Source organism: Streptomyces sp. SID14478 (genome assembly GCF_010548525.1).
Lineage (GTDB): Bacteria > Actinomycetota > Actinomycetes > Streptomycetales > Streptomycetaceae > Streptomyces.
On the sequence record NZ_JAAGMG010000733.1, the window covers coordinates 1 to 18,740 of the forward strand.

An 18,740-nucleotide genomic window follows, 5' to 3' on the forward strand; every position below is an offset into this window, starting at 1 on the left:
CCACCTCGGGCCGCGCCGCCCGCAACGCCCCGTACGCGACGAGCCCGCTGCGCACGAGGGCGACCGCGTCGACCGCGCGCGCCCCGTGCGGCACCGGCGAAGCCATCGCGACGTTCAGCAGGGCATGGTCCGCGTAGCCGTGGCCGAAGGTCAGGCCGGTGACCCGGTCGCCGACCGTGTATCCCGTCGTGCCCTCGCCGAGCGCGACGACCTCGCCCGCGATCTCCCCGCCGAGCGCGATCGGCTCCCGGGGCTCGCGGACCTTGCGGACGACGGGCAGCGTGACGCCGATCGCCTCGGTGCGCACGAGGAGTTCGCCGGGCCCCGGCTCGGGGACGGGGACCTCCTCCAGGAACAGGACTTCGGGGTCGCCGCTGCGGGCGTACCGGACACGACGCATACGCGTCACCGCCTTCTTCACCGACGTTCGTTGGGAATCCCAACGATAGGGTGAAGTTCATTGGGAAGTCCAATGGTTTATCGGTACGCTGACGGAATGAACGCCGAGAACACCGCCCCGAGCGCCATCCGCGACCTGCCCAGCTGGCTCCTCGGCCGGGCCGCCGCGCGCGGCCGAGGTCTCGTCGCGGACGCCCTCGCCGAGCAGGGACTCAAGATGTGGCACCACGTGGTGCTCAGCGCCGTCGCCGACCTGGAACCCGTCGCGCAGGCCGACCTCGTGCGCGGTGTCCGGCTCGACCCCAAGGACATGGTGGGCGTCCTGAACGACCTGCAGGCCGCCGACCTCGTCGAGCGCGCCCCCGATCCCACGGACCGGCGCAAGAACGCGGTCACCCTCACCGAGGAGGGGACCCGCCGGCTCCGTGCGTGCGCCGATGCGGCGCGCGTCGCCAACGACGCACTCCTCGCCCCGCTCCCGCCGGCCGAGCGGGACCTGTTCCTCGACATGCTCCGCCGCGTCAGCGGCATCGCCCCCGACGACGCCGGCACCGGGACCGAGGGGGGATCGGCGTAGGGGCCCGGCCGGCGCAGGGGGCGCTCCCCGCCGGTCCGGGTCCCCGCCGCCGTGCCGCGGGGGCCGGGTCAGCCCTGCTGTGCAGCGGCCGTCTCGGCCTGCAGGGCGACCCGGTGCTCACCCGCGTACACGTTCATGGAGGCGCCCCTCAGGAAGCCGATCAGGGTCAGGCCCGTCTCGGCGGCCAGGTCGACGGCGAGCGACGAGGGCGCGGAGACCGCGGCGAGCACCGGTATCCCCGCCATCACGGCCTTCTGCGCCAGCTCGAAGGACGCCCGCCCGGACACCATCAGGACCGACCGCGACAGCGGCAGGTCACCGCTCTGCAGGGCCCGCCCGACGAGCTTGTCGACCGCGTTGTGCCGCCCCACGTCCTCCCGTATGTCGACGAGGTGCCCTTCCTCGTCGAAGAGGGCGGCGGCGTGCAGCCCCCCGGTCCGGTCGAACACGCGCTGGGCCTCGCGCAGCCGGTCGGGGAGCGAGGTGAGCAGCTCGGGCGTCAGCCGGACCGGGGGAGCGTCGGCGATCGGGAACCGGGCCGTGGTGCGCACCGCGTCCAGGCTGGCCTTGCCGCACAGCCCGCAGGACGAGGTCGTGTAGACGTTGCGCTCCAGCGTGATGTCGGGCATCACGATCCCCGGCGCGGTCCGCACGTCGACCACGTTGTACGTGTTGGAACCGTCCTGGGTGGCCCCGGCGCAGTAGACGATGTTCTGCAGGTCGTCCGCCGCGGCGAGCACGCCCTCGCTCACCAGGAAGCCCGCCGCGAGCGCGAAGTCGTCGCCCGGGGTGCGCATGGTGATGGCGAGCGGCTTGCCGTTCAGCCGGATCTCCAGGGGCTCCTCCGCGACGAGGGTGTCCGGCCGGGTCGTCACGCGCCCGTCCCTGATCCGGATCACCTTGCGGCGTTCGGTGACTCGTCCCATGTCTTGATCAGTCCCGGTTCTGTACGTGCTGGTAGCCGAAGCGGCCCTTGATGCAGAGGTTGCCGTGGGTCACCGGGTTGTCGTGCGGGGAGGTGACCTTCACGATCTCATTGTCCTGCACATGGAGCGTGAGGTTGCAGCCGACTCCGCAGTACGCGCACACCGTGGTCGTCTCGGTCTGCGCCGACTCGTCCCACGTACCGGCGGCCCGCATGTCGAACTCCGACTTGAACGACAGCGCGCCCGTCGGACACACCTCGATGCAGTTGCCGCAGTACACGCACGCCGAGTCGGTCAGCGCCGCGTCGTGCTCGACGGCGATCCGGGCGTCGAAGCCGCGCCCGGCGACCGAGATCGCGAAGCTGTTCTGCCACTGGTCACCACAGGCGTCCACGCACTTGTAGCAGAGGATGCACTTGTCGTAGTCGCGCACGTACAGGTCGTTGTCGACCCGCGGCTCCTCGTCCAGGCGCCGCGCGTCCGGGCCGAAGCGGTCCGGCTTCGCCTCGTACTCCTTGATCCATGAAGCGACATGGGGAGTCGTCGACAAGTCGACCGAGGACGCGAGGAGTTCGAGGACGACCTTGCGGCTGTGCCGGGCGCGCTCGGTGTCCGTGCGCACCTCCATGCCGGCCTCCGCCTTCCGGGAGCACGCGGGCACGAGCGTGCGCGCCCCCTCGACCTCCACGACGCACACGCGGCAGGCGTTCTTCGGGGCGAGGGTGTCGCCCTGGCACAGGGTCGGGACGTCCTTGCCCGCCGCGCGGCACGCGTCGAGGAGCGTGGCGCCCTCGGGCGCCCGCACCGCCTCCCCGTCGATCGTGAACTCCAGCAGGCGGCGGGGGATCCCCAGCTCGACAGCGGTCATGATGCGTACGCCCCCAGGCGGTCGATGGCGGACTCGATGGCGTTCCACGCGGTCTGGCCCAGACCGCAGATCGAGGCGTCCTTCATGGCCCGCCCCACCTCGCGCAGCAGCGCGATGTCGTCGTCGGCGGCGATGCCCTTCTTCTCGGCGATCCGGTGCAGCGCCTCCTGCTGGCGCACCGTGCCCACCCGGCACGGCACGCACTGCCCGCACGACTCCTCGCGGAAGAACTGGGCGATGCGCAGCAGGATCCGGGGGAGCGGCAGCGCGTCGTCGAAGGCCATGACCACGCCCGAGCCGAGGGTGGTGCCCGCGGCACGGGTGCCCTCGAAGGTGAGCGGGATGTCCAGCTCGTCGGGGCGCACGAAGCCGCCCGCGGCGCCGCCGAGCAGGATCGCCTTCAGCGGGTTCGGGGTGCCGGCGAGGGCGAGCAGGTCGCCGAGGGTGGCGCCGAAGGGCAGCTCGTAGGTGCCGGGCCGCTCGACGGCGCCGGACACGCAGAACAGCTTGGGTCCGGTCGACTGCCCGGTGCCGACGGCGGCGTACGCCTGCGCGCCCATGGTCAGGATCGGCAGCACGTTCACCAGCGTCTCGACGTTGTTGGCGGCGGTCGGCTTGCCGAACAGGCCCTTCTCCACCGGGAACGGCGGCTTGGAGCGCGGCTCCCCGCGATACCCCTCGATGGAGTTGAACAGTGCGGTCTCCTCGCCGCAGATGTAGGCGCCCGCGCCGCGCCGGATCTCGATGTCGAAGGAGAAGCCCTGCCCGAGGATGTCGTCCCCCAACAGCCCCCGCACACGGGCCTGTCGCACGGCGTGCGTCATCCGCTCCAGTGCTCGCGGGTACTCCCCGCGCAGATACAGGTAGCCGTGGCGCGCGCCCGTCGCGTACGCCGCGATCGTCATCGCCTCGACGAGCGCGTACGGGTCGCCCTCCATCACGACACGGTCCTTGAAGGTGCCGGGCTCCGACTCGTCGGCGTTGCAGACGAGATAGTGCGGGCCGTCCGGCTGCGCCGCGGTCGCCTGCCACTTGCGCCCCGTGGGGAACGCGGCCCCGCCCCGCCCCACGAGCCCCGCGTCGGTCACCTCCCGGATGACGGCGGCGGGCCCGAGCGCGAAGGCCCGCCGCAGCGCGGCGTACCCGCCCTCGGCCCGGTAGTCGTCGAGGGAGGCGGGGTCGACGCGGCCGATGCGCCTGAGCAGGACGAGCCCCGGGTCACCGGCCTGCGGAACGGCCGCTGAGGCGCCGGGCGCATCAAGCCCCTCCGGCGATTGAGGAGCGGGGTCCGGGGCGGAGCCCCGAAACGGCGCGACCGGCACCGCGGAAACCGTGGATCCGGCCCGCACCCGCAGCGCGGCAGGCGCCCGCTCACAGAGCCCCAGACACGGCGACTCCTCCACATGGACATCCGCTCCGGCCGAAGAACGCGCCGAGGCACACAACTCGGCCCCGCCCACCCGCGCACAAGCGAGGTCCGTACACACGTGCAGCACCGTCGCGGGCCGCGCCCGCAGCGAGAACATGGAGTAGAACGTGGCCACCCCGTACGCCTCCGACGGCGGCACCGTCAGCCGCCGGCACAGATAGTCGAGGGCGCCCTCGCTGATCCACCCCACCCGGTCGTTGACCGCGTGCAGCCCCGGCAACAGCAAGTCCCGCCGCTCGCGGGCCGCGCGCCCGCCCCTGGCCCACCGCAGATCGGAGTCCGTCCGGTCGTCGGCCCCCTCCCAGGCGGATTCCGGCGGCCCGAGGAGCGCGTCGACCGCCTCCCGTTCCTCGTCCGTCGGCTTGCCGTCACCGAAGCGCAGGTCCACGGTTGCTCAGCCCCTCAACTCAGACGCGGTCAGCTTCTCGATCCGTATCGCCGACGCCTTGAACTCCGCCGTCCCGGCGATCGGGCAGTTCGCCTCGATCGTCAGCAGGTTGGTGTCCACCTCGTCGGGGAAGTGCATGGTCATGAAGGCGAGCCCCGGACGCAGGCCGGGGTCGACCCAGACGGGTGCGGTCACCACCCCGCGCCGCGAGGAGACCCGCACCTCCTCACCGACCACGACCCCGTACCGCTCGGCGTCCTCGGGACACAGCTCGACGTACTCGCCGCGGCGCAGCGGGGAGGCGAAACTCCCGCTCTGCACACCGGTGTTGTACGAGTCGAGCCGACGCCCGGTCGTCAGCCGGATCGGATACGCCTCGTCGGTGAGGTCGACCGGCGGGTCGTGCTCGACGAGCCCGAACGGCGCGAGCCGCCCGCGCCGCGCCTCGTCCGCGTCCCACAGCCGCCCGTGCAGATAGGAGGGGGGCAGCTCGTCCACGTCCGGGCAGGGCCACTGCAGCCCCTGCAGTCGGGTCAGGCGGTCGTACGTCATCCCGAAGTGGTCCGGCGACAGCGACCGCAGCTCGTTCCAGACGGCCTCGGCGTCCGCGTACTTCCAGTCGTGGCCGAGCCGCGAGGCGACGTCGCACAGGATGTCGATGTCCTCGCGGGCCTCACCGGGCGGGGTGAGCGCGGCCCGCACCCGCTGGACGCGCCGCTCGCTGTTGGTGGTGGTCCCGTCCGTCTCCGCCCACGCCGCGGTCGCGGGCAGCACCACGTCCGCCATCTGCGCGGTCTTCGTCAAGAAGATGTCCTGCACGACGAGGTGGTCGAGCGCGGCGAGCCGGCGCGCGGCCTGCTCGCTGTCGGCCTCCGACTGGGCCGGGTTCTCACCGATGCAGTACACGGCGTGCAGCCGCCCGTGCTCCATGGCCTCGAACATGTCGGTCAGCGTCATGCCGTAGCGCGGCGGGATCACGGTCTGCCAGGCCTGCTCGAACTTCAGCCGGTGGCCGTCGTCGAGGATGTCCTGGAACCCGGGCAGCCGGTTCGGGATGGCGCCCATGTCGCCGCCGCCCTGCACGTTGTTCTGCCCGCGCAGCGGCTGCACCCCGGCGCCGTACCGCCCGACGTGCCCGGTCAGCAGGGAGAGGTTGATGAGCGCCCGGACGTTGTCGGTCCCGTTGTGGTGCTCGGTGATCCCCAACGTCCAGCACAGCTGGGCGCGTTCGGCCCGCGCGTAGGCGTGGGCGAGATCGCGGACGGCGGCCGCGGGGACGCCGGTGACCTTCTCCGCGAGGGACAGCGTCCAGGGCTCGACGAGCGCCTTGAACTCCTCGAAGCCGGTCGTCGCCCGCTCCACGAACGCCTTGTTGTGCAGATCGGCGGCGATGATCTCCCGGGCGACCGCGTGCGCGAGGGGGATGTCGGTGCCGACGTTCAGCCCGAGCCAGCTCTCCGCCCACTCGGCCGTCGAGGTGCGGCGCGGGTCGACGGCGTACATCCGCGCCCCGTTGCGTATCCCCTTCAGCACGTGCTGGAAGAAGATCGGGTGCGCGAAGCGGGCGTTGGACCCCCACATCACGATGAGGTCGGTGTGCTCGACCTCTTCGTACGAGGACGTGCCCCCGCCCGACCCGAACACCGCGGACAGTCCGGCCACGCTCGGCGCATGACACGTACGGTTGCAGGAGTCGACGTTGTTGGTGCCCATGACGACGCGGGTGAACTTCTGCGCCACGAAGTTCATCTCGTTGGTGGCGCGGGCGCAGGACAGCATCGCGAAGGAGTCCGGGCCGTGCTCCTCGCGGGCGCCGCGGAACCCGTCCGCCGCCAGGGTGAGCGCCTCGTCCCACGTGGCGGTCCTGAAGGGGGAGGCGCGGTCGCCCGGGACCTCGCGCACCAGGGGGTGGGTGAGCCGGGCGTAGGTCTTCGGATCGCGGTCGCGCCGCTTCTGCTTCATGCGGCGTCCCTCCTCATGCCGTGGGCGAGCAGGTCCGAGAGGGCGTGCACGGTGCGCAGCGTGGGCACCTCGACGCCCGTGATGTCCGCCAGCTCCACGACCGCGGCCAGCAACACGTCAAGCTCCAGGGGCTTTCCGCGTTCCAGGTCCTGCAGCGTGGAGGTGCGGTGGTCGCCGACGCGTTCGGCGCCGGCCAGGCGGCGCTCCACGGAGATGTCGGGCTTGCAGCCGAGCGCCTCGGCGACGGCGAGCGTCTCGGTCATCATGATCTCGATGACCCGGCGGGTGCCGCCGTGCAGACACATCTGCCGCATCGTGGCGCGCACCAGGGCGCTGATCGGGTTGAAGGAGATGTTGCCGAGCAGTTTGATCCAGATGTCGGCGCGCAGATCCGGCTCGACGGGGCATTTGAGCCCGCCTTCCTTCATCGCGTCACTGAATGCCACACAGCGCTGCGACACCGAGCGGTCCGGCTCCCCGAGGGAGAACCGGGTCCCTTCGAGATGGCGGACGACTCCCGGCGCCGCCAGCTCCGTTGCCGCGTAGACGACGCAGCCGACGGCCCGCTCGGGCGCGAGCACCGCGCTGACCGTGCCGCCCGGGTCGACGCTCTCCAGGCGGTGGCCGTCGTGCGGGCCGCCGTGCCCGTGGAAGTACCACCAGGGGATGCCGTTCTGCGCCGCGACGACCGCGGTGCGCTCGTGCAGCAAGGGCTCGATCAGCGGCCCGCACGCCGCGTACGAGTTGGCCTTGAGGCCGAGGAACACATAGTCGACGGGCCCGATCCCGGCCGGGTCGTCGGTGGCGTGGGCCCGCGCGGTGAAGTCGCCGCGCGGGCTGATGACCTGGACACCGCTGCGCCTCAAGGCCGCCAAGTGCGGTCCACGGGCGACGAGATGGACCTCGGCGCCGGCGCGGTGCAGCGCGGCTCCGACATAGGCGCCGATCGCTCCGGCGCCGAGGACTGCGACTTTCACTGGCTCGCTCCGTTCGGTCGAGGGTTCCGGCTCCGCCCTGCTCGCACGGCAGTGGCGGTCCGGAGGGAAGCGGAGGGCTGTCGATGGAATATTGTCTACAGTATGGAAGTTGGGCCGACAAGACTCCGCGCACCGGCTCGGGCGAGGGCTTGCCAAGGCATTGCATACCGTCGACGGATTCTGTACGGACTGACGTCCGACCTCTTCCCAAGTCCCGTGGCGCTGCCTACCGTTCGGGATCATGAGGCCCCCCGTCGCACCGACCGGCTGGAGCCGCTGGCTCGTACCGCCCGCCGCCCTCTCGGTCCACCTCTCCATCGGCCAGGCGTACGCCTGGAGCGTGTTCAAACCGCCCCTCGAATCCGCCCTGAACCTCAGCGGCACGCAGAGCGCGCTGCCGTTCCAGCTCGGCATCGTGATGCTGGGCCTGTCCGCCGCGTTCGGCGGCACCCTCGTCGAGCGCAACGGACCGCGCTGGGCGATGTCCGTCGCCCTCGTCTGCTTCTCCTCGGGCTTCCTGCTCGCCGCCCTCGGCGCCGCCACCGAGCAGTACTGGCTGATCGTCCTCGGCTACGGCGGCGTCGGCGGCATCGGCCTCGGCATCGGCTACATCTCCCCGGTCTCCACCCTGATCAAGTGGTTCCCCGACCGGCCCGGCATGGCCACCGGCATCGCGATCATGGGCTTCGGCGGCGGCGCGCTGATCGCGTCACCGTGGAGCGCGCAGATGCTGGAGTCGTTCGGCGCGGACAGCGGCGGCATCGCGCTGGCGTTCCTCGTGCACGGGCTGGCGTACGCCGTGTTCATGACGCTGGGCGTGCTGTTGGTGCGGGTGCCGAAGGCGGCCGTCACGCCGGCGCGGGACAGTGCGGTGCCGGTCCTCGCCGGCCCGCAGGTCTCCGCGAACCAGGCGATCCGCACACCCCAGTTCTGGTGCCTGTGGATCGTCCTGTGCATGAACGTGACGGCGGGCATCGGCATCCTGGAAAAGGCGGCCCCCATGATCACGGACTTCTTCGCGGACACCAGCACCCCGGTCTCCGCGTCCGCCGCCGCGGGCTTCGTCGCTCTCCTGTCCGCCGCGAACATGGCCGGCCGCATCGGCTGGTCCTCCACCTCGGACCTCATCGGACGCAAGAACGTCTACCGCCTCTACCTCGGCGTGGGCGCCCTGATGTACCTCCTGATCGCGCTCTACGGAGACGGCTCCAAGCCCCTCTTCGTCGTCTGCGCGCTCGTGATCCTCTCCTTCTACGGAGGCGGCTTCGCGACCGTTCCGGCCTACCTGAAGGACCTGTTCGGCACGTACCAGGTGGGCGCCATCCACGGCCGCCTGCTCACCGCCTGGTCGACGGCCGGGGTGCTCGGACCGCTCATCGTCAACCGGGTCGCCGACAGCCAGAAGGACGCCGGGAAGCACGGTGCGTCCCTCTACGGCCTCTCGCTCGCGATCATGATCGGCCTGCTCGTCGTCGGCTTCGTCGCCAACGAACTCGTACGGCCCGTCCACGCCCGCCACCACCACGTCCCCGCCCCGAGGGAGTCCTCCGATGACACCGCCGACCGTGACCACCAGCAGCCCGCCTAGGCGCCGCGGCCTGATCGCCTTCGCCTGGCTGTGGGTGGGGGCCCCGCTCGCCTACGGTGTGTACGAACTGGTGCAAAAAGCTACACAGCTGTTCACGGGGTGATCGGGCAGAACTCTCCAACCAGGACCGCACAATCCTGTCGCATTACCTCACCTCGTACTCGCCGGTCGCTGACCAGACTGGAACGTCCGCAGCTCGCACGGCCCGCGAGCCAGGCATACGAGGGGACCTCTCCATGAATGGTTCGCGCATCGTCGGCATCGGCCATTACCAGCCCGCCAGAGTGCTCACCAACGAGGACCTGGCGGGCATGGTCGACACCGACGACGAGTGGATCCGCTCGCGCGTCGGCATCCGCACCCGGCACATCGCGGGCCCCGACGAACCCGTCGACGAGCTCGCCGCGCACGCGGCGGCCAAGGCGCTGGCCGCCGCGGGCCTCACCGCCGACGCCGTCGACCTGGTCGTCGTCGCCACCTCCACGGCCGTCGACCGCTCCCCGAACACGGCGGCCCGCGTCGCCCACCGCCTGGGCGTTCCCTCGCCCGCGGCGCTCGACCTGAACGTCGTCTGCGCCGGCTTCACGCACGCCCTCGCCACCGCCGACCACACCCTGCGCGCGGGTGCGGCCACCCGCGCGCTCGTCATCGGCGCGGACAAGATGTCGGCCGTCACCGACTGGACCGACCGCTCCACGTGCGTCCTGGTCGGCGACGGCGCGGGCGCCGTGGTGATCGAGCCGTGCGCCGACGGGGAGGAGCCCGGCATCGGCCCCGTCCTGTGGGGCTCGGTCCCCGAGATGGGCAACGCGGTGCGCATCGAGGGCGAACCCGCGCGCTTCGCGCAGGAGGGCCAGTCCGTCTACCGGTGGGCCACCCGGCAGTTGCCGCCGCTGGCCCGCGAGGCCTGCGAGAAGGCGGGCCTGACACCGGCCGATCTCGCCGCGGTCGTGCTGCACCAGGCCAACCTGCGCATCATCGAACCCCTCGCGCACAAGATCGGCGCCGTGCACGCCGTGGTGGCGCGGGACGTCGTCGACTCCGGCAACACCTCGGCCGCGAGCGTGCCGATGGCGCTGTCCAAGCTGATCGAGCGCGGCGAGGTCGCGAGCGGGGCGCCCGCGCTGCTCTTCGGCTTCGGCGGGAACCTCTCGTACGCGGGCCAGGTCGTGCGCGTCCCGTGACGGGGGAGAGGGACGGGATGTGACGAGGCCAACTCCCCCTAGCTGTGGCGATTGTGCTCGGTAAACTGTATTCCAAAGACAATCCACTGTTCCGGTGACGGGTACCGGCTGACGGGTACCGGCTCCGGAACCGGCGTGCCGGGTGTCCGAAGCCCAGGAGGGGGACCGCGATGTTGTCCACAGGACTGCCGCAGGGGGCGGTGCCCAGGCTGGAGCGCCCCGGCCCGTTGCGCGAGCGGGTGTACGAGGCGCTGCTCGAACTCATCACGACCCGTGCCCTGCAGCCCGGACAGCACCTCGTCGAGAGCGAGTTGGCCGGCCACCTCGGAGTCTCGCGCCAGCCGGTGCGCGAGGCGCTGCAGCGGCTGAACACCGAGGGCTGGGTGGACCTGCGCCCGGCGCAGGGCGCGTTCGTGCACGAGCCGACGGAGGAGGAGGCCGACCAACTCCTCACCGTCCGTACGCTGCTGGAGGCCGAGGCGGCCCGGCTCGCCGCGGCCAACGCGGGCAAGACCGGGATCGCCGCCCTGGAGGAGCTCTGCGCCAAGGGCGAGCAGGCCGTCGCCGACGGGGACGTGGACCTGGTCGTCGCGACGAACGCCGAGTTCCACGCGAAGGTCATGGAACTCGCGGGCAACGTGGTGCTGGCGGAGCTGGCCGGCCAGGTCGACGCCCGGGTGCGCTGGTACTACCAGCCGGTGGCCCGCCAGCGCGGCAAGCAGTCCTGGATCGAGCACCGCGCACTCATCGAGGCGATCTCCGCCCGCGACGAGGCCCGGGCCACGGCGGTGATGCGGGCGCACACGGAGCACACCCGCGAGACGTACCACCACCGCAACCAGGACTAGGGGGTGTTGCGAGAGTCCCACCTGCCCCTCGGGCGAACGACGGGACTTTCGCAACACGCCTTGGGAGCTGTCCGGTCCCCAACGCGCTACGGCTTCCACTGCGGGTCGCGGCCCGTGAACGCGAGCAGCCGGTCCCCGGCGCCCGTGTGCTCGGGGACCGCGACGGCCGGGCCGTACTTGCCGTAGTTCGCCCGTACGAAGTCGACGAACGGGCCGACCGGCTCCAGCAGGCCCGCCGCCAGCTCGTCGGACAGCGGCAGGTCCTGCCCGGTGGCGCGGGCGATGTCCCATGCGTGCACCGCCGCGTCGAGGGCGGCGAGAGCGGTGCCGACCTGGGCCGTCACGGTGCCGACCGGTGTCGTCACCTCCTCGGCGTCCCGGCCGACGGACTCCCAGGCCGCGGACGACTCGTCGAGCACCGCCGCCAGTTCGCCGAGCGGGTCGGGGGTGAGCGTGTCGACCGGCTCGAAGGGGTCGCCGGCCGGGACGCTGCCGCCGATCTGCATCACGAGCGCCTGCTGGTCGAGGCGGGCGTGGTTGAGCACTTGGCGGACCGTCCACGCGGTGCACGGCGTGGGCCTGCCCCAGCCGTCCGCCGGGACGCCGCGCACGGCGGCGCGCAAGTAGTCGTGGGCCTGCTCCATGAGTGTGTAGCTGTCGACCGGGCTCATGACGTCAACTCCCTTGATGGGTAAGGCGAATGAGGAACTCGGGTGGAGCGTGCAGGGGACCGTTCCGCGTCACCGGAAGGCGGTCACGTGGTCGCGGGCCCACCAGGTGAAGGTGCGCGGTGCCCGTCCTGTGACTCTCTCCACGGTGCCTCGCGCCGGTGACTCGTCCGGCGCCCCGGCCCCATGGAACCGGAAGGAGGCGTCGACGTCCCCGACGTCGCCCCTCGCCCTGTCACCGGGATCATGCGAGCCCCCCTGCCGTGCCGGCGTCCTCCACGACGGACGCGCGAGGGGACCAGCGTGCCTCAGCGGCGAGCATGACCACCAACGAAACGACCAGAACGAGGAGTTGGAGCAACGCGGACCCGTAGATGCCCAGCAGCGCCGTCGCGAGCACCACGGGCACGGCGAGCGCCCGGAAGCCCAGCGGGAACAGCCGCATCGCCGCCCGGAACGCCACGTCCCCGGCCAGGAACAGCGCCACGCCGCCCGCGAGCGCCAGGGCCGGGCCCGCATCCAGGTGCTCGCCGATGTGCCCGAGCGACTTCTTGATCCCCGCGGCGAGGAACGCGACGCCGAGCAGCATCGGCAGGAAGGCGTAGTAGTACGCGGTCATCGCGAGCCACCACCGCCGGTCGGCCGGGGTGGCCGCGAAGCGGCGCTCCGCCCCGCCCTCGTCGCGGACGAAGTACGTCCACCACAGCGCCCCGGCCAGGGCGAGCGCGAGGAAGGCGCCCGTGAGCACGTCCGCGGTGAACGGCAGGTCGCCGATGCCGACCCCGATCGCGACGACAGACTCGCCGAACGAGACGATCAGCAGCAGGCCGTGCCGCTCCACGAAGTGCCCGGGGTGCAACTTCCCCATCTGGGAGCGCAGTTCGGCGCTCGGGCGCCCCGACCTGCGGCTCGGTCCGTACTCCGCCAGGCGCGGCGTCGCGAACTGCAGCACGATCGCCAGCACCCACAGCCCGTCCGCGGGCAGCCCCGAGGTCAGGCCCGCGCCCGTCACGGCGAGCGCCGCGAGGGAGTTGGGCACCGCGTACCAGATGACGTCGGTCCCGTGGCTGCGCGTGTACAGGACGCTGTGCACCAGGACGACCAGGAGGAGGCCGAGGCCGAAGACGACGCCCGCGTTCGTGTGCGGGTCGAAGACGTGCGGGATCGACAGGGCGCAGACCAGGAACGCCGCCATGCCGAGCAGCATCAGGAGACGGCGCGAGGGGCGGTCCGGCGGCACCTGGTTGGTGAGGTAGGCGTACGCCGAGTACATCCAGTAGAGGACCATGAAGAGGAGGACGACCCGCGCGGCCGTGGCCCACGACAGGTGGTGCGCGATCAGCACCGTCAACTGGGTCAGCGTATAGACGAAGACCAGGTCGAAGAAGAGCTCCAACGAGGTCACCCGTTGCGTGACCGCGGGCTCGGCCTCGTCCGATATCTTCCCGTCTCGTGCTGCTGGTGCCGTTTCCGGCGTCATGTCCGAACTCCCCCTGTGACGTGGCGTGTTGTCGCGGCCGAAAGACTACGTGAGGCTGCCGGGAGCCGACCTTTGTCCTGTGACGGGAGAAAGTCATGGGTAATTCCTGCGCAACTTCTTCCCACACCCGGCACGCGCTGCTACGTTCCCCATCGAAAGAACGACTGGCCGAAACGACTACGGTCCGACAGGCCGGTCGGTCCACTGGAGCCCGAAGAGGCGGGGAGGGGCACGTGAGACGCATGACGGCTCGACCCGCGAACGCGCACCAGGCGCGCTTGTTGCGACTGCTGCGCGACGGAGGGCCCAACTCCCGTGCCCAGCTCGGCGATCAGATCGACCTGTCGCGCTCCAAGCTGGCCGTCGAGGTGGACCGGCTCCTGGAGACCGGACTCGTCGTGGCCGACGGACTCGCCGCCTCGCGCGGCGGCCGCCGCTCCCACAACATCCGGCTCGCGCCCGAACTCCGCTTCCTCGGCGTCGACATCGGCGCGACCTCGGTCGACGTCGCCGTCACCAACGCCGAGCTGGAGGTCCTCGGGCACATCACCCAGCCCATGGACGTACGCGAGGGACCGGTCGCGGTCTTCGAGCAAGTACTGGCCATGGCCGCCAAGTTGAGGGCGTCCGGACTGGCCGAGGGGTTCGACGGAGCGGGCATCGGAGTGCCCGGTCCGGTCCGCTTCCCCGAGGGCGTCCCGGTCGCCCCGCCGATCATGCCCGGCTGGGACGGTTTCCCGGTCCGCGAGGCACTCAGCCAGGAGCTGGGCTGCCCCGTCATGGTCGACAACGACGTGAACCTGATGGCGATGGGGGAGCAGCACGCTGGCGTCGCCCGCCAGGCGCGCGACTTCCTCTGCGTCAAGATCGGCACCGGCATCGGCTGCGGCATCGTCGTCGGCGGTGAGGTCTACCGCGGTACGACCGGCTCGGCCGGCGACATCGGACACATCCAGGTGGAGCCCGACGGCAGGCAGTGCGCCTGCGGCAACAGGGGCTGCCTGGAGGCCTACTTCAGCGGCGCGGCACTGGCCCGCGACGCCGAGGAGGCCGCCCGCGACGGGCGCTCGCCCGAACTCGCCGGACGCCTGGAGACGGTCGGCACGCTCAGCGCCGCCGACGTGGCGGTCGCCGCGGCCGCCGGTGACGGCACCTCCCTCGACCTGATCCGCGAGGGCGGCAACCGCACCGGCCAGGTCATCGCCTCGCTCGTCAGCTTCTTCAACCCCGGCCTCGTCGTCATCGGCGGCGGTGTCACCGGCCTCGGCCACACGCTCCTCGCCGCCCTGCGCACCCAGGTCTACCGCCAGTCGCTGCCGCTCGCGACCGGCAATCTGCCCATCGTCCTGGGCGAGCTCGGCCCCACCGCCGGAGTCATCGGCGGCGCCCGCCTGATCAGCGACCACCTGTTCTCACCCGCGTAGAACTCCCGGCTCCACCACGTCACCCAGTACAGCGCCCTGCTCCGCCCTGCCCGGAAACCGGCCCGCACCCGCTGCTAGGGGAACACCGCCATGGCACCTTCGCCGCCTTCGGCACGTTCGGTACCAGAACCACCGCTGCTCACCATGTCCGGCATCACCAAGTCGTTCCCCGGCGTCCGCGCCCTCGACGGCGTGGACCTCGACGTCCAGGCGGGCGAGGTGCACTGTCTGCTCGGCCAGAACGGCGCGGGCAAGTCCACTCTCATCAAGGTCCTCGCGGGCGCCCACCAGCCCGACGAGGGCGCCATCACCTGGCGCGGAGAACCGGTCACCCTGCGCTCGCCGATCGCCGCGATGCGGCTCGGGATCGCCACCATCTACCAGGAGCTCGACCTGGTCGAGGGACTGTCGGTGGCCGAGAACGTCTTCCTCGGACACGAGCCGACCTCGGCCGGCTTCGTCGTACGAGGACGGGACGCGAAAGCGGCAACTGCCGCCCTGCTCAAGCGACTTGGCCACGGCGAGGTCGCCCCCGGCACGCTGGTCGGTGACCTCTCGGCCGCCGGACAGCAGATCGTCTCGATGGCCCGCGCGCTCTCGCACGACGTACGCCTCATCGTCATGGACGAGCCCTCCGCGGCGCTCGACCCCGACGAGGTCGACAACCTCTTCCGCATCGTCGGCGACCTCACCGCCGAAGGCGTCGCCGTCGTCTACATCTCGCACCGCCTGGAGGAGATCCGCCGCATCGGCGACCGGGTCACCGTCCTCAAGGACGGCCGCGCCGTGGCGGGCGGACTCCCGGCCAAGGACACGCCCACGCGTGACGTGGTCGCGCTGATGACGGGCCGCAACGTCGAGTACGTCTTCCCGCCGCGCCCGGAGCCGGTCCCCGTCCCGGTCGCCACGAGCCTGACGCAACCGGTCCTGCGCGTGCGCAACCTCTCCCGCGAGGGCGAGTTCGCGCCACTCGACCTGGAGATCCGCCCCGGCGAGATCGTGGGTCTGGCCGGGCTCGTCGGCTCGGGACGCTCCGAGGTCCTGGAGACGATCTACGGCGCGCGCAAGCCGACGACCGGCCAGGTCAGCGTCGAGGGACGGGACCTGCGCCCCGGCAGCGTCCGCGCCGCGGTCCGCGCCGGCCTCGGCCTCGCCCCCGAGGAGCGCAAGGCGCAGGGCCTGCTGATGCTGGAGTCGGTCACGCGCAACGTCTCCGTCTCCTCCATGTCCCGCTTCTCGTACGGGGGTTGGCTGGACCGCGGCCGCGAACGCGAGGCCGCGCTCAAGGCGACCCGGGAACTGTCCCTGCGCCCGGACAACCCCTCGGCGCCCGTGCGCACCCTGTCCGGCGGCAACCAGCAGAAGGCCGTCCTGGCCCGCTGGCTGCTGCGCGGATGCAAGGTCCTGCTCCTGGACGAGCCGACCCGCGGCGTGGACGTCGGCGCCCGCGCCGAGCTCTACGCGGTCATCCGCCGGCTGGCCGACGACGGACTCGCCGTACTCCTGGTCTCCAGCGAGGTCCCCGAGGTCCTGGGCCTCGCGGACCGCGTCCTGGTCCTGCGGGAGGGACGAGTCGTCCACGAGGCCCCGGCCAAGGAACTGACGGAACACCGGGTCCTGGACCTGGTGATGGAAGGAACCCCGGCGACATGACGCAGCCAGCCTCACCCACCCGCCCGGTCAAGACCCAGCCCGACGCGGCCCCGCGCCCCCGCATGCCCCGGACGCTGCGCCTCGACGTCCGCACGCTGTCCCTGCTCGGTGTCCTCGCCGTCCTGGTCGTCATCGGCGGCATCACCCAGCCCGACTCCTTCCTGGACACCGACAACGTCCAGCTCATCCTGACCCAGGCCTCCGTCATCGGAGTCGTCACCGTCGGCATGACCTTCGTGATCATGTCCGGTGGCATCGACCTCTCCGTCGGCGCGATCGTGGCCCTCGCCAGTTGCTGGGCGACCACGGTCGCCACCCAGGACTTCGGCTTCGTCGGCATCCTGTTCACCGCGGTCGCCGTCGGCGTCGCCTGCGGCCTGGTCAACGGCGTGCTCATCGCGTACGGCGGCATGGTCCCGTTCATCGCGACCCTCGCGATGCTCGCCTCCGGCCGCGGTCTCGCCCTGCAGATCACCGACGGCAACACCCAGACGGTCACCGTGGACAGCGTCCTGAAGCTCGGTGAGCGGGACGCCTACGTCCTCGGCATCCCGCCGCTCGTCCTCGTCTTCGCCGGCGTCACGGTCATCGGCTGGCTCGTCCTGAACCGCACCACGTTCGGCCGCCGCTCCGTCGCCGTCGGCGGCAACGCGGAGGCCGCGCGGCTCGCCGGCATCGACGTACGCCGCCAGCGCCTGTACCTGTACCTGCTGTCCGGGCTGTGCTGCGGCATCGCCGCTTTCCTGCTGATCGTGCTGGCCGGCTCCGGCCAGAACACCAACGGCAACCTCTACGAACTCGACGCCATCGCCGCGGCCATCATCGGCGGCACCCTCCTGACCGGCGGCCGCGGCACCATCGTCGGCTCCGTCCTGGGCGTCCTGATCTTCCAGACGATCCAGAACATCTTCGCGCTGAACAACCTGGAAACCGCGACGCAGCAGATCGCCAAGGGCGCGATCATCGTCGCCGCGGTCCTGGTCCAGCGACGTACGGCCAACTCCACCACCTGACCCGCGAAGGGACGACGCCATGCCAGAGTCGACAAGCGTCACGAGCCGTAGAAACATCCTGTTCGGCGCGGCCGCCGCCGTCACCACCGGCGGCCTGCTCACCGCCTGCACCAGCAACGAGCCCAGCGACAAGGGCGACAGCAGCAAGGCCGCCGACCAGCCGGTCGCCGACGACAAGAAGGGCAAGCAGGTCACCATCGGCTTCGCGGGTCCCCAGGCCGACCACGGCTGGCTCAACGCCATCAACGACAACGCCGAGCAGCGGGCGAAGAAGTACTCCGACGTGACCTTCGAGGCCACGGAGGGCTCGAACGACACCGCCGCGCAGATCGGCCAGGTCGAGACGCTCATCAACAAGAAGGTCGACGTCCTCGTCGTCCTGCCGGCCGACGGCAAGGCGCTCACGCAGGTCGGCCTCAAGGCGATGCGCGCGGGCATCCCCGTCGTGAACCTCGACCGCATCTTCAACACCCCGCAGGCGTACCGCTGCTGGGTCGGCGGCGACAACTACGGCATGGGCCTGAGCGCCGGCAACTACATCGGCGAGAAGCTCAAGGACAAGAAGAACGCCAAGGTCATCGAGCTCGCGGGGATCGACAACCTCGAACTCACCAAGCAGCGCACGCAGGGCTTCGACGACGCCCTGAAGAACTACCCGAACATCAAGAAGGTGGCCCGCCAGGCCGCCGACTTCACCGTCGAGTCGGGCCAGGCCAAGATGGCCCAGCTCCTGCAGGCGCAGAAGAACTTCGACGCCATGTGGAACCACGACGACGACCAGGGCGTCGGCGCCCTGCGCGCCATCAAGCAGGCGGGCCGCGAAGGATTCCTGATGGTGGGCGGCGCGGGCGCGCTGTCCGCGATGCAGGCCATCCAGGCCGACGACAGCGTGCTGAAGGCCACCGTCCTGTACCCGCCCACCATGGCGGCCTCCGCCATCGACCTGGCCCGCGCCCTCGGCCAGGGCAAGGGGATCAGCGGCATGGCCGAGTTCGAGATCCCGGCCCACGTCACGCTGTTCTCCGCCGTCGTCGACAAGGAGAACGTCAGCAAGTACCTGCCGACCGGCTTCAAGTGACGGGCGCCGGCACGAGGCACCTGGCGATCACCGCGTGGACGAGGAGGACTTCCGCATGGCAGGCAGCAGTACGGGTTCGACGGCTCGGGAGACGGGCGGCGGCGACACCGAGGGAGAGGTGAAGCCGGTCCTGGGTGTCGGCATGGTCGGCTACGCGTTCATGGGCGCCGCCCACTCACAGGGGTGGCGCACCGTGGGGCGCGCCTTCGACCTGCCGCTCACGCCCCGGCTCGCCGCGGTCTGCGGCCGGGACGCGGGGGCCGTGCGCGCCGCCGCCG

The 18,740-nt window shown here is 71.4% G+C and carries 17 protein-coding genes and 1 pseudogene; 10 read left to right on the forward strand and 8 right to left on the reverse strand.

The features are described 5' to 3' along the window. On the reverse strand, positions 1–400 hold a 400-nt coding region (locus G3I40_RS24115; protein WP_164304206.1), incomplete at its 3' end, for an alcohol dehydrogenase catalytic domain-containing protein. 96 nt (positions 401–496) lie between these two features. Here G3I40_RS24115 and G3I40_RS24120 point away from each other — a divergent pair. Further along, positions 497–976: a MarR family winged helix-turn-helix transcriptional regulator gene (locus G3I40_RS24120; RefSeq protein ID WP_164304207.1), complete on the forward strand. Its 480-nt coding sequence runs from the start codon at positions 497–499 to the stop codon at positions 974–976. Positions 977–1,044: 68 nt separating this feature from the next. On the opposite strand, the gene fdhD is transcribed toward G3I40_RS24120, so the two are convergent. From fdhD to G3I40_RS24145, 5 genes are read right to left on the reverse strand one after another with little or no spacing between them, the layout of a single operon-like run. Continuing rightward, a complete protein-coding gene (fdhD, locus tag G3I40_RS24125; protein ID WP_164304208.1) occupies positions 1,045–1,902 on the reverse strand; it encodes a formate dehydrogenase accessory sulfurtransferase FdhD in 858 nt (285 codons plus the stop codon). 7 nt (positions 1,903–1,909) lie between these two features. Continuing rightward, positions 1,910–2,770, reverse strand: coding sequence for a 2Fe-2S iron-sulfur cluster-binding protein (locus tag G3I40_RS24130; protein ID WP_164304209.1), 861 nt, complete (start codon positions 2,768–2,770; stop codon positions 1,910–1,912). Beyond that, on the reverse strand, positions 2,767–4,587 hold the full coding sequence (locus G3I40_RS24135; RefSeq protein ID WP_164304210.1) for an NADH-ubiquinone oxidoreductase-F iron-sulfur binding region domain-containing protein: 1,821 nt from the start codon (positions 4,585–4,587) through the stop codon (positions 2,767–2,769). Before G3I40_RS24135 ends, G3I40_RS24130 begins: the two co-directional genes overlap by 4 nt. A 6-nt stretch (positions 4,588–4,593) precedes the next feature. Next, on the reverse strand, positions 4,594–6,549 hold the full coding sequence (locus G3I40_RS24140) for a molybdopterin-dependent oxidoreductase (RefSeq protein WP_164304211.1): 1,956 nt from the start codon (positions 6,547–6,549) through the stop codon (positions 4,594–4,596). After that, entirely contained in the window at positions 6,546–7,526 is a 981-nt protein-coding gene (locus tag G3I40_RS24145; protein WP_164304212.1) for a 2-dehydropantoate 2-reductase, read from the reverse strand. Before G3I40_RS24145 ends, G3I40_RS24140 begins: the two co-directional genes overlap by 4 nt. A 241-nt stretch (positions 7,527–7,767) precedes the next feature. Between G3I40_RS24145 and G3I40_RS24150 the strand changes: the two genes are divergently transcribed. From G3I40_RS24150 to G3I40_RS24160, 4 genes are all read left to right on the forward strand, one after another. After that, a complete protein-coding gene (locus G3I40_RS24150; RefSeq protein WP_164304213.1) occupies positions 7,768–9,114 on the forward strand; it encodes an OFA family MFS transporter in 1,347 nt (448 codons plus the stop codon). After that, the gene (locus tag G3I40_RS47960) at positions 9,092–9,217 is read left to right on the forward strand and encodes a hypothetical protein (RefSeq protein ID WP_275410218.1); all 126 of its coding nucleotides are present in this window, start codon (positions 9,092–9,094) and stop codon (positions 9,215–9,217) included. The genes G3I40_RS24150 and G3I40_RS47960 overlap by 23 nt, the downstream gene beginning before the upstream one ends. 133 nt (positions 9,218–9,350) lie before the next feature. Continuing rightward, the gene (locus G3I40_RS24155; RefSeq protein ID WP_164304214.1) at positions 9,351–10,298 is read left to right on the forward strand and encodes a beta-ketoacyl-ACP synthase III; all 948 of its coding nucleotides are present in this window, start codon (positions 9,351–9,353) and stop codon (positions 10,296–10,298) included. 170 nt (positions 10,299–10,468) lie between these two features. Next, the gene (locus tag G3I40_RS24160) at positions 10,469–11,146 is read left to right on the forward strand and encodes a GntR family transcriptional regulator (RefSeq protein WP_164304215.1); all 678 of its coding nucleotides are present in this window, start codon (positions 10,469–10,471) and stop codon (positions 11,144–11,146) included. Positions 11,147–11,232: 86 nt separating this feature from the next. On the opposite strand, the gene G3I40_RS24165 is transcribed toward G3I40_RS24160, so the two are convergent. Both G3I40_RS24165 and G3I40_RS24170 read right to left on the reverse strand, forming a co-directional pair. Next, positions 11,233–11,817 (reverse strand): TIGR03086 family metal-binding protein, encoded by a 585-nt coding sequence (locus G3I40_RS24165; RefSeq protein ID WP_164304216.1) that lies wholly within the window; start codon positions 11,815–11,817, stop codon positions 11,233–11,235. Between the two features lie 241 nt (positions 11,818–12,058). After that, positions 12,059–13,294, reverse strand: a complete 1,236-nt coding sequence (locus tag G3I40_RS24170) for a low temperature requirement protein A (RefSeq protein ID WP_164304217.1) — start codon at positions 13,292–13,294, stop codon at positions 12,059–12,061. 242 nt (positions 13,295–13,536) lie between these two features. On the opposite strand from G3I40_RS24170, the gene G3I40_RS24175 reads away from it, so the two are divergent. The 5 genes and pseudogenes from G3I40_RS24175 to G3I40_RS47340 form a co-directional block, all read left to right on the forward strand. Then, positions 13,537–14,718, forward strand: coding sequence for an ROK family transcriptional regulator (locus G3I40_RS24175; protein WP_164304221.1), 1,182 nt, complete (start codon positions 13,537–13,539; stop codon positions 14,716–14,718). Between the two features lie 144 nt (positions 14,719–14,862). After that, positions 14,863–16,371: a sugar ABC transporter ATP-binding protein gene (locus G3I40_RS24180; RefSeq protein WP_164304218.1), complete on the forward strand. Its 1,509-nt coding sequence runs from the start codon at positions 14,863–14,865 to the stop codon at positions 16,369–16,371. Between the two features lie 62 nt (positions 16,372–16,433). Continuing rightward, positions 16,434–17,384, forward strand: coding sequence for an ABC transporter permease (locus G3I40_RS24185; RefSeq protein ID WP_239091916.1), 951 nt, complete (start codon positions 16,434–16,436; stop codon positions 17,382–17,384). A 19-nt stretch (positions 17,385–17,403) separates the two neighbouring features. Further along, the gene (locus G3I40_RS24190) at positions 17,404–18,462 is read left to right on the forward strand and encodes a substrate-binding domain-containing protein (protein WP_164304220.1); all 1,059 of its coding nucleotides are present in this window, start codon (positions 17,404–17,406) and stop codon (positions 18,460–18,462) included. A gap of 55 nt (positions 18,463–18,517) precedes the next feature. Beyond that, a pseudogene (locus G3I40_RS47340) lies at positions 18,518–18,740 on the forward strand (gfo/Idh/MocA family oxidoreductase); the annotation flags it as partial.

Bases quoted from the DNA above. Each gene is read 5' to 3' on its own strand.
- G3I40_RS24170 (WP_164304217.1), bottom strand. From the start codon at position 13,294: ATGACGCCGGAAACGGCACCAGCAGCACGAGACGGGAAGATATCGGAC.
- G3I40_RS24165 (WP_164304216.1), bottom strand. From the start codon at position 11,817: ATGAGCCCGGTCGACAGCTACACACTCATGGAGCAGGCCCACGACTAC.
- G3I40_RS24175 (WP_164304221.1), top strand. From the start codon at position 13,537: ATGACGGCTCGACCCGCGAACGCGCACCAGGCGCGCTTGTTGCGACTG.
- G3I40_RS24190 (WP_164304220.1), top strand. From the start codon at position 17,404: ATGCCAGAGTCGACAAGCGTCACGAGCCGTAGAAACATCCTGTTCGGC.
- G3I40_RS24130 (WP_164304209.1), bottom strand. From the start codon at position 2,770: ATGACCGCTGTCGAGCTGGGGATCCCCCGCCGCCTGCTGGAGTTCACG.
- G3I40_RS24120 (WP_164304207.1), top strand. From the start codon at position 497: ATGAACGCCGAGAACACCGCCCCGAGCGCCATCCGCGACCTGCCCAGC.
- G3I40_RS24140 (WP_164304211.1), bottom strand. From the start codon at position 6,549: ATGAAGCAGAAGCGGCGCGACCGCGATCCGAAGACCTACGCCCGGCTC.
- G3I40_RS24185 (WP_239091916.1), top strand. From the start codon at position 16,434: ATGCCCCGGACGCTGCGCCTCGACGTCCGCACGCTGTCCCTGCTCGGT.
- G3I40_RS24155 (WP_164304214.1), top strand. From the start codon at position 9,351: ATGAATGGTTCGCGCATCGTCGGCATCGGCCATTACCAGCCCGCCAGA.
- fdhD (WP_164304208.1), bottom strand. From the start codon at position 1,902: ATGGGACGAGTCACCGAACGCCGCAAGGTGATCCGGATCAGGGACGGG.
- G3I40_RS24150 (WP_164304213.1), top strand. From the start codon at position 7,768: ATGAGGCCCCCCGTCGCACCGACCGGCTGGAGCCGCTGGCTCGTACCG.
- G3I40_RS24180 (WP_164304218.1), top strand. From the start codon at position 14,863: ATGTCCGGCATCACCAAGTCGTTCCCCGGCGTCCGCGCCCTCGACGGC.
- G3I40_RS24160 (WP_164304215.1), top strand. From the start codon at position 10,469: ATGTTGTCCACAGGACTGCCGCAGGGGGCGGTGCCCAGGCTGGAGCGC.